General features: G+C 62.5%; 8 protein-coding genes and 1 pseudogene. 5 read left to right on the forward strand and 4 right to left on the reverse strand.

The genetic code is table 11. The annotated features are described in order from the left end of the window. The 3 genes from AAC979_RS22955 to AAC979_RS22965 all read right to left on the reverse strand — a co-directional run bounded on the left by AAC979_RS22955 (position 1) and on the right by AAC979_RS22965 (position 2460). Positions 1-1134, reverse strand: a complete 1134-nt coding sequence (locus tag AAC979_RS22955; protein WP_371349303.1) for an efflux RND transporter periplasmic adaptor subunit — start codon at positions 1132-1134, stop codon at positions 1-3. A 253-nt stretch (positions 1135-1387) separates the two neighbouring features. Next, positions 1388-1996: a TetR/AcrR family transcriptional regulator gene (locus AAC979_RS22960; RefSeq protein WP_371349304.1), complete on the reverse strand. Its 609-nt coding sequence runs from the start codon at positions 1994-1996 to the stop codon at positions 1388-1390. Continuing rightward, positions 1993-2460, reverse strand: a complete 468-nt coding sequence (locus AAC979_RS22965; RefSeq protein WP_371349305.1) for a hypothetical protein — start codon at positions 2458-2460, stop codon at positions 1993-1995. Before AAC979_RS22965 ends, AAC979_RS22960 begins: the two co-directional genes overlap by 4 nt. 103 nt (positions 2461-2563) lie before the next feature. Here AAC979_RS22965 and AAC979_RS22970 point away from each other — a divergent pair. From AAC979_RS22970 to AAC979_RS22990, 5 genes and pseudogenes are all read left to right on the forward strand, one after another. Then, a protein-coding gene (locus AAC979_RS22970) for an IS3 family transposase (protein ID WP_371346076.1) occupies positions 2564-3675 on the forward strand; the annotation gives its coding sequence in 2 pieces (ribosomal slippage) (positions 2564-2819 and positions 2819-3675; 1113 coding nt in all). After that, complete coding sequence (locus AAC979_RS22975) at positions 3672-4076, forward strand: hypothetical protein (protein ID WP_371349306.1); 405 nt, start codon at positions 3672-3674, stop codon at positions 4074-4076. Before AAC979_RS22970 ends, AAC979_RS22975 begins: the two co-directional genes overlap by 4 nt. Continuing rightward, complete coding sequence (locus AAC979_RS22980; protein WP_371349307.1) at positions 4057-5178, forward strand: nucleotidyl transferase AbiEii/AbiGii toxin family protein; 1122 nt, start codon at positions 4057-4059, stop codon at positions 5176-5178. Before AAC979_RS22975 ends, AAC979_RS22980 begins: the two co-directional genes overlap by 20 nt. Beyond that, positions 5175-5831 (forward strand): annotated as a pseudogene (gene pepT, locus AAC979_RS22985) (tripeptide aminopeptidase PepT); the annotation flags it as partial. The gene AAC979_RS22980 and the pseudogene pepT, both read left to right, overlap by 4 nt. Before the next feature lie 50 nt (positions 5832-5881). Continuing rightward, positions 5882-6586: an IS6 family transposase gene (locus AAC979_RS22990; protein WP_050746584.1), complete on the forward strand. Its 705-nt coding sequence runs from the start codon at positions 5882-5884 to the stop codon at positions 6584-6586. A gap of 123 nt (positions 6587-6709) precedes the next feature. On the opposite strand, the gene AAC979_RS22995 is transcribed toward AAC979_RS22990, so the two are convergent. Next, a complete protein-coding gene (locus AAC979_RS22995) occupies positions 6710-8767 on the reverse strand; it encodes a hypothetical protein (RefSeq protein WP_371349308.1) in 2058 nt (685 codons plus the stop codon). Positions 8768-8840: the final 73 nt, after the last annotated feature.

Raw genomic sequence — 8840 nt, forward strand, 5'->3', positions numbered from 1 at the left:
TCAGCCCCCAGCGGCCGCCGGCGCCCGAATGGGCTCGGGAGTCACGGCAGTTTGCGGTCGAACGCGCTGGATGCCCTCGACCACCACCGTGTCGCCCTCGGCGAGCCCTTCGACAATGACCGCGGTGCCGGCCGACGATTGGCCGAGCTTCACCCGCCGGACCTCGGCGACCTTGTCGGCATTCACGGCGTAGACGTAGTCTCCCTGCTGGTCGGTCATGACCGCAGCGCGCGGGATCGCCAGCACCCGACGTGACGTAACGGACTCCAGCACGACCCTCACGAACTCGTCGTTGAACAGCTCGCGCTGCCCATTCGCCCGCATAGGGTTGGGAATGGTACCGCGCAGCGTGATCGAGTCCGTCGCCGCCGCCACGCTCACATCGACGAAATCCAGCACGCCAATCTGATCATAGAAGCGCCCGTCCGGCAGGCGCAGCCTGATCCGGAACGCTTTCGCGGCACCACCCTTCTCCTGAAGCTCGATGAGCTTGCGGGTCGGAACCGGGAAGGTGACATACATCGGGTCCTGGCTCACCACTGTCACCAGAGTTCCCGAGGAGGAGGAAACGACGTTGCCGATCGTCACGGAGGCGCGCCCTATGCGGCCATCCACCGGCGAGCGGATTTCGGTGTAGCCAAGGCTGATCTCGGACGCACGCAGGGCGGCTTCGGACGCACGCAGTTGAGCTGCAGCCGTGCGCTGGGCCGCCACGGCATTGTCCAGCGCTGTCTGGGATCCCGAACCGGATTTACGGAGTTGATCGGCGCGCTCGAAAGCAAGATCGGCATTGTCCAGCTGGGCCTGGGCCTGAGAGACAGCGGCACGCTTGGCGTCGACATCGGCCTCGTAGGGCGGGCGCTCCAGTCGAAACAGGATGTCTCCCTTCTTCACGTCCGCACCTTCACGGAAGAGCTGTTCCTCAAGGAAAGCGGATACGCGCGCGACGATGTTGACGCGATCGACGGCCTCGATGCGCCCGTTGAACTCCGTACTCTCGGTCACCTCCGTCGGCTCTACGGTCACGACCCCCACCGCGGGCGGCGCGCCGGCCGGCGTTTGGGCCAGCGCGGCAGAGGACAAGAGAGCAAGCAGGCAACAGGTCGCCCAAAGGCGACCGCGGGAATCGGGCATGGGCAGACACTCGAGCAGATGAATTCTTCATGTTCGTTTATATACAATCAACATGTTTGTAAATGCCTTGCCGCATGACGCTACTCTCCCGACACGAGCGCTCCGGCTCGCCGACGGGAAGGCTTCTCGGCTATAGATCGGCCGGCCCCTGGGCAGATTCGGGCAACAGGGCTTTAATCGATCCCTTGCAGCGAACGGACGCACTGACTGGATTTCGGAACCCGGCTCTGAAGTGCCAAGCCGTTTCGGTCCGTCATCCGTTCGTCCATGTCTGCAGCACCATACGGATGAAGGCCTGGCCATCGGGTGCCAGCCGGAAATTGCCTTTTCCCAAGGCCCATTCCCCGACCAGTCCGCTGATGGTCGCGCTGAGCGCCGACGCCGCCGTTTCCGGTAGCCAGGGCGGTGGCAACCCAGCGTCCTGCACCACCTTTCGGAAAATCCTGGCCAGATTGCCGAACATCTCGTCGCGGAAGGTACTGCCGCCCTCGCCCTCGCAATCCGAAAGCGTAATGTCGAGGCGAAGCAGAACCCGGATCAGGCCCTTCTGGCGCGGATCGCTCTCAAACTTCTCGAACACGTTCGAGATGACCTCGTCGAGTCGCTGCAGCAAGGCCGGGCCGCTTTCTTCGTCGAGGTGATCGGCGAGGCTGCGGAACGGCGCCTGCGCGTCATCCTGGAGAGCGAGAAGCAGACCTTGCTTGTTCTTGTAGTGCCAATGGACGGCACCGCGCGTGATGCCGGCCGCTGCCGCGATCTGCTCAAGGCTGACATTGTCGTATCCCTCTTCGAGGAACAGCGTTTCCGCCGCCTGAAGGATTTGCCGTCCGGTCTCGGCCGCCTGCGCTTTGGTCCGTCTCATTGTTCCCCCGCCTTCACAAGAATATAAACATTCGGTATGTTTTTATATATGCTGCCTGTGCAGTCGGAAATGCCGTCGGCGAGGGGCGACGATGATGGAAGACGTGCACCCGCGACACAGGGACGGAATCGATGGCCATCAGGACGATCGCAGTTCTTATTGATACCCGGCCGGCATACGAGATCCGCATCGCTTATGCCATGGGTCTCGCAGCCCGACATGAAGCCTACCTTGTCGGGATATTGCTGCTTCCGTCCGAGCTTGCGAACCATCGCGCCTCGTCTCACGTCCGCGGCCAGGCCGCGATCGCCGATCTCTTGCTCCACCAGGAAGCTCGCGATAGGGCGCTTGCGGATGAGGCTCACGCCGTCTTCAACAAACATGCGGCGCAGCAGAACGTGCGGTGTGAGTTCCGCGTTCACGTTTCCCGTGGTGACGACGAGCGCCGCCTCGGTTCGCTCCATGCCGATCTTGTCGTTGCTGCCAATCCGAAGGAACTTTGGCCGTGACGTTGCCCCCTGAAATGACCCCGCTCAGAAGCTAGGATCCGTCGAGAGGAGACGGACGATGCGCAAGAGCCGGTTCAGCGAGGAACAGATCATCGGGATCCTGAAGGAGCACCAGGCCGGAATCCCGGTCGTGGACCTCTGCCGGAAGCACGGGATCAGCGACGCGACCTTCTACACGTGGCGCACGAAGTACGGCGGGATGGAGGTGTCCGACGCCCGCAACCTTAAGGCGCTCGAGGAGGAAAACCGGAAGCTGAAGAAGCTTCTGGCCGAGTCGATGCTCGACGTAGCCACTCTCCGCGAGGCTCTTGGAAAAAACTTCTGACGCCCAGTTCCCGGAGGAAGGTCGTGACCTGGGCGATCGAGGAGAAGGGCTACTCGCAGCGGCGTGCGTGCGGCCTCATCGGCATCGAGCCGAAGACCTATCGCTACGCCTCGACGCGAGGCGACGATACCGCGCTCCGCCAGCGCCTTCGTGAGCTGGCGAGCTTGCGTCGGCGGTTCGGCTATCGGCGTCTGCTGATCCTGCTTCGGCGAGAGGGCAAGGAGATCAACCACAAGAAGCTCTTCAGGCTCTACCGCGAGGAGCGGCTGTCGGTGCGCCGTCGCGGCGGACGCAAGCGAGCGCTTGGCACGCGAGCGCCGATGACCTTGCCGCAGGCACCCAACCAGCGATGGAGCCTGGACTTCGTCTCCGATGTGCTCGCGGACGGACGCCGGTTCCGCGTGCTGGTGATCGTCGACGACTTCACCCGGGAGTGCCTGGCGCTCGTGGCCGACACGTCGCTGTCGAGCCACCGGGTCGTACGGGAGCTGGACGCCATCATCCAACGTCGTGGCAAGCCGCTCATGGTCGTCAGCGACAACGGCACCGAACTGACCTCGCACGCGGTCCTGCGTTGGCAGCAGGACACAGGTGTCGAGTGGCACTACATCGCTCCCGGCAAGCCGGTTCAGAACGCCTTCGTCGAGAGCCTGAACGGCCGCTTCCGCGACGAATGTCTGAACGAGCACCTGTTCCAGGGCTTGCCGATGGCACGTCGGATCATCGAAGCTTGGCGGATCGACTACAACGGCCACCGGCCTCACACGAGCCTCGGCGGCCTTACCCCAAACGAGTTCGCAGCCCGGTCCAGGCAGGACCACAACCAGAACGGATTCTGGTTATGAACGAGGGCATTCAGGGGGCAACGTCAATCGAGATCGAGGCCAATGCCGGTGATCCGCACGCGACGAAGCCGGTCATCTACAAACTGGATTTCAAACGCATCTCGGCAAAGACAGCCTTCTGGGCCGGCCGGCCGGCCATGCGCGTGATTCAGGCGCTCAGTTGGTTTCGGGACGAGAAATCGAATCTCGATACCGTTGTGAATGGCATCGCTCGCCATCTGGAACGGAATCCCAATCGCCAGATGATCCTCCAGGACCTGCGCGAAAACATCAGTGCGATCCCGGCCTGGATGTATCCGTTGGTCGCCAGCATAACGGGCGCACTGCTCCTCGCTGATCGCGATGGCGGGCCGACGGAGGAACAGAATTCCGAGGACGCGCATGCATCAGACGTTCATTGAAATCCTTCGCTCCACCGTCGATGAGCGCCGGGCGCTGTTTTCAACCGTCGCGGCCGAACTGGAAACGCGAGCCGAGAATATCGAGAAGGACCTCTATGTCTGCTGGGTGCTCGACTTCCTGTTCAACAGGCGACCCGCCGACCCCATCGGTCTCTACTTCAAGGGCGGCACCAGCCTCAGTAAGGCATATGGTCTGATCCGGCGCTTTTCCGAAGATATCGACATCGGCATCTACAAAGCCGACTTGAAGGTGCCGCTCGAGGCGGACATAGCCGCCCTCCCCTCCGTGACGCAGCAACAGAAGACCTTGGCCGAGCAGGTCGACGAGGCCGCAGGCCGATATATTTCCGGCCCACTCAAGGAACTGCTGGCCAAGGAAATCACCGCCGTCGAAGAAGAAGCCGACCAAACATGCCATTTCTCTCTCGGCTTCGGCTACGACGCCTACCGAAGAAGGGAAGCGCTCGACATTCTGGTCATCGGCTACAAGAGCGTGTTTGATACCAGCGGCGGCTATATCGAGGCAGCGGTGCGTATCGAAGGCGGCGCCCGCCCCGATCCCATCCCGGCCGAGCCTCGGGAGATCGTGCCTTACATCGCATCGGAAATGAGACCGGGACTCGATCTCACGGTTCGCGGCGTCACAACCGTCAAGCCGGAACGGACCTTTTGGGAAAAGGTCCTCATCCTCCATGCGATGACAGAGACGACCGAGAAGCGAACTCTCGAGGCAAACCCGGAGCGGAAGGCACCCGATCTCAATCGGTACTCACGCCACTACTATGACGTCCACCAGATATGGACCCATCCTGACTATGGGGTAGCGACCGCAAACATGCGGGATCTCGCCGAAGCCAGCCGTCGGCACAAGGAGCTGATGTTTCGTGCGCCGGACCATCGGTATGATCGCGCCGTTCCAGGCAACTATCGACTCGTACCGACTGAGGCCATGCGTAAGAAACTGGCCGCGGACTACGATCGTATGTCAGCCATGATCTTCGGTGAACCGCCTACCTTCGACGACGTGATGACGAGTATCGAGGCGCTCGAACAATATCTCAACTCTGCTCCAGACTCAGCGGTAATTGGACCTGCTTCATGATCGATACTGTGACCAATCGTTTTCTTCGTTACGTTGTCCTCGACACGCAATCGGACCCGGAGTCATCGACACAGCCCTCCACCGAAAAGCAGAAGAACCTGGGCCGCCTGCTGGTCGAGGAATTGCTGGCGGTCGGCCTCACCGACGCGCATCTGGATGAGCATGGCTACGTCTATGCGACCATTCCTTCCAATGTCGAAAAGCCAGTGCCGGTTATCTGCTTCTGCTCGCATATGGACACCGCGCCCGACTTCACCGGAACGGACGTCAAGCCGCGGATAATCAGTAACTATCGCGGCGGCGACATACAACTTTCCGGCGACGCGCAGCGGGTCATCCGGGTCAGCGACAATCCAGCGCTGCTGGACCAAATCGGCAATGACATCATAACAACCGATGGCACGACGCTACTGGGCGCCGACGACAAGGCCGGCCTCGCCGAGATCATGACGGCAGCGCAAGTCCTGGTCGATAACCCGGATATCCGCCACGGGACGATCAAGCTCCTCTTCACCCCGGATGAGGAGATCGGCCGAGGCGTGGACAAGGTCGATCTTGAGAAGCTCGGAGCGGAATTCGGCTACACGGTGGACGGCGAGACGGCCGGACACATCGAGGATGAGACGTTCTCGGCCGACGGAGTCAAGATTACGGCGTTGTCACGTAAACCTCCTGTGAGTGAGTGGTGGGTAGAGACGGTGGGATGAAGAAACCGGCCATCAGCTACAAGCGTCACCGTTTCCCGCAACAGATCATCGCCCATGCGGTCTGGCTGTACTTTCGGTTCCCGCTGAGCCTGCGCCTGGCCGAGGAGTTGCTGCTGGAGCGTGGCATCGTCGTCTCGTATGAAACGATCCGGCGATGGGGTCTGAAATTCGGACCGGCCTACGCAAAGCAGCTTCGTCGCCGGCGGCCTTCGCTTCAGGATGTCTGGCATCTGGATGAGGTGGTGATTTCCATCGCGGGCAGGAAGCACTGGCTTTGGCGTGCCGTTGATCAAGATGGCTACGTTCTCGATGAGATTGTTCAGAGCCGACGCGACACCAAGGCCGCGAAGCGATTGCTCATCAGGTTACTGAAGAAAACAGGCATGCCGCCAAGGCGGATCGTCACCGACAAGCTCCGCTCATATGGCGCAGCCAGGCGTGACATTATGCCAACGGTTGAACACCGGTCCCATAAAGGTCTCAACAACCGAGCGGAAAACTCTCACCTGCCGCTTCGAAAACGAGAGCGGACGATGCAGGGTTTCCGATCAGCCGGAGGCTTGCAGCGTTTCATCTCGATTTTCTCGGCGCTGCGAAATCTCTTTGTCACCCCACGTCACAACCGCTCCGCTCTCGCCACCCACATCCATCGCATCCGCGCAATTGCGCATTGGAAAGCTGTGACGGGCGCGGTTGCCTGATTTCCGAGAGCCGTCGGCAGAGCGCAATCACCGCTCGATAACGTGACATCGCCGCCGTGACGCATCTCTTCGAGACTGAAAACGTCGTTGCGCTGCCAATGTGACCCGCGCAACGTCCGGCGCCTAATTAGGCACGATCCCAAGCTCAGAAACCATATCAGCTATCGCCTGTCTCTCTCGACAGGCCTCGTAGAAGGTGTTCTGGCAGTAGGCGGCATCCTTGCTGGTCAGCTTCACCGTCTTGACGAACAGCGTGCCCGGATCGGCCGCATGCTTCAGCAGCACCCGGCGGTGCCGGTCGATATAGGCCTCCAGATAGTGATAGAGGCCGCCGAGGTCCGGCAGGATCAGCCGGAACGGCTTGCTGCCGAAGAAGGACGAGTTCGCGTTCTTGAAGGCGACGGAGGGGATGAGCACCTCCCATCCCTGATCGCGCTCGCTCCAGCGCAACTCACCACGCTTGAGCTCCGCGAGGCGACGCTCCGAGGTCGGTAGCCGGCCGCGCGGACAGACGAGGAGCTGGCGCAGGTTCTTTTGGCGTAGTCCGAGATGCAGGCCGAGCCGCAGCATAAGGAAGGCCCGCACTGCCTCGGCCGCCGCGCGCGGGTAGCGCTTCTCGTCCGGCATCAGCCGCACGATTTCCTCGGTGATCTTGCGATACTCGGCGACCGGGCTGTCGGCCTCCAGCACCGCGATGATCGGCTCGAAGGGGTCACGATGGATACGGGCTACGCGCTGCACCTCCCGTGCGCGGGCGAGGCCATGGCGATGCATCTGCTCGCAGGCTGCGTCCCAATCAGCACGGGCAGCGGCAACGTCGCGCTCGGTGATCAGATTGGGAATAGGACGGATGCGTTCCGCCAACTGCGGGTTCTGCCGCAGCCAGCCTGTCTCGGCGCGGGTGAGCGCGGCAGCGATCCGCAGCATGTCGACTTCCCACGCGGTGTAGAAGCCGCGCCGACGCTCCCGCCATTGGATGTACCAGTCCCACATGATCGGGAAGACCAGCAGACCGAAGCTCAGGTTTTCCAGCGGCACGCCGAAGCCATGGACCGCGCCGCTGGGCGACGCCGCCAGCGCACCGAACATCAGACCGAGATGCTCGATCTTCTGAGATGCCGTCTCCTCTCCCCAGACACCGTTGCGCTGATAACCGAAGGCCGTCAGCGTCGCCGTCTTGAACCGGACGAGATCGGTCATCTCCTCGGCCAGCTGGGGCGGCGCATCGAGCGCCGCACTTGCAAGGTCCGGATCCGGCAGCGATCCATCCTCCTCCCGGCAAAACCGGTACAGCCCGCGCGGCGGGGCGGATTGGTCGAGCAGGCCGGGAAAGCGGATCGAATAGCGCTGCTTCATGGCGGCAGCCTGGAAGCGCCTATAGTCGGTCGTCCCCGTGATCACCACGCGCTGCACCCACTCAAGGATCTCCTCCCTCTCCCTCAACGGGCGCCGATCAAAATCATGCGGCAGATGCCAGGCGAGGCGTCGTCTCTCCGCACGGCTGACGCCGGCAATGGTCCCCGCCGAGGTGCAGCGGTCTCCGTTCGACAGCTTCGAGCGGAAATAGCCCGGCGGCAGGCGGTAGCGCCGCTCTATCATCTCAAGCGCCGCAAGACTTCGCGAGGCGCGCGGCACCTTCACGCCGCGGCGCCACAGGTTGAGTGCCGTGGCATCGACCCGGGCCGCGCTCGCCTCAAGGACACGTGCGAGATGCTTGGCGGTATCGCCATGGCGGCGCATGTGAAGATCGAGCGCATCGGCGAATGTGGGAGGGTCGGTCCAGGGCCGCCCGTCGCTCTCAGGGAACTCGACGATCGGCTTTGCCCGAGGGCCGCGTCGACGTGGCATAGCTTCCGGCTGGTCCGCGCCACGAGGCTGCGTACCCCGCTCCGAACTAGGTGGTGTGCGGCGCGCCGTGGCACGCTTCACCGTGACGTGGCCGCGGCGCGCCAACTCACGGCGCAGCGAATCAAGGCCGGGCGCAAGCACGGAGCCGGCTCGCTGCAGATCGGCGTGATCCACACCGGAGGCGTGAGCGATCGCGTGCCAGTCATAGTCGCGCTCCGTCAGGGGCGGTGGCATGCGCGCGGCGAGGAGATCGAGAAGCCAGTTCTGGAACAGGTCGGCGTCGCGAGGCGACAGGACGGTCGTGGCACGCTGCTGGCAGAACTTCACCAACATGCGCGCGAAGCTCGTACGGGGCATCGGCGGTCAGTGCAGGCACGTTGTGGAGAGGCGACTCGCCTCGATCAGG

The organism is Ancylobacter sp. IITR112 (assembly GCF_041415945.1).
Classification (GTDB): Bacteria; Pseudomonadota; Alphaproteobacteria; order Rhizobiales; family Xanthobacteraceae; genus Ancylobacter.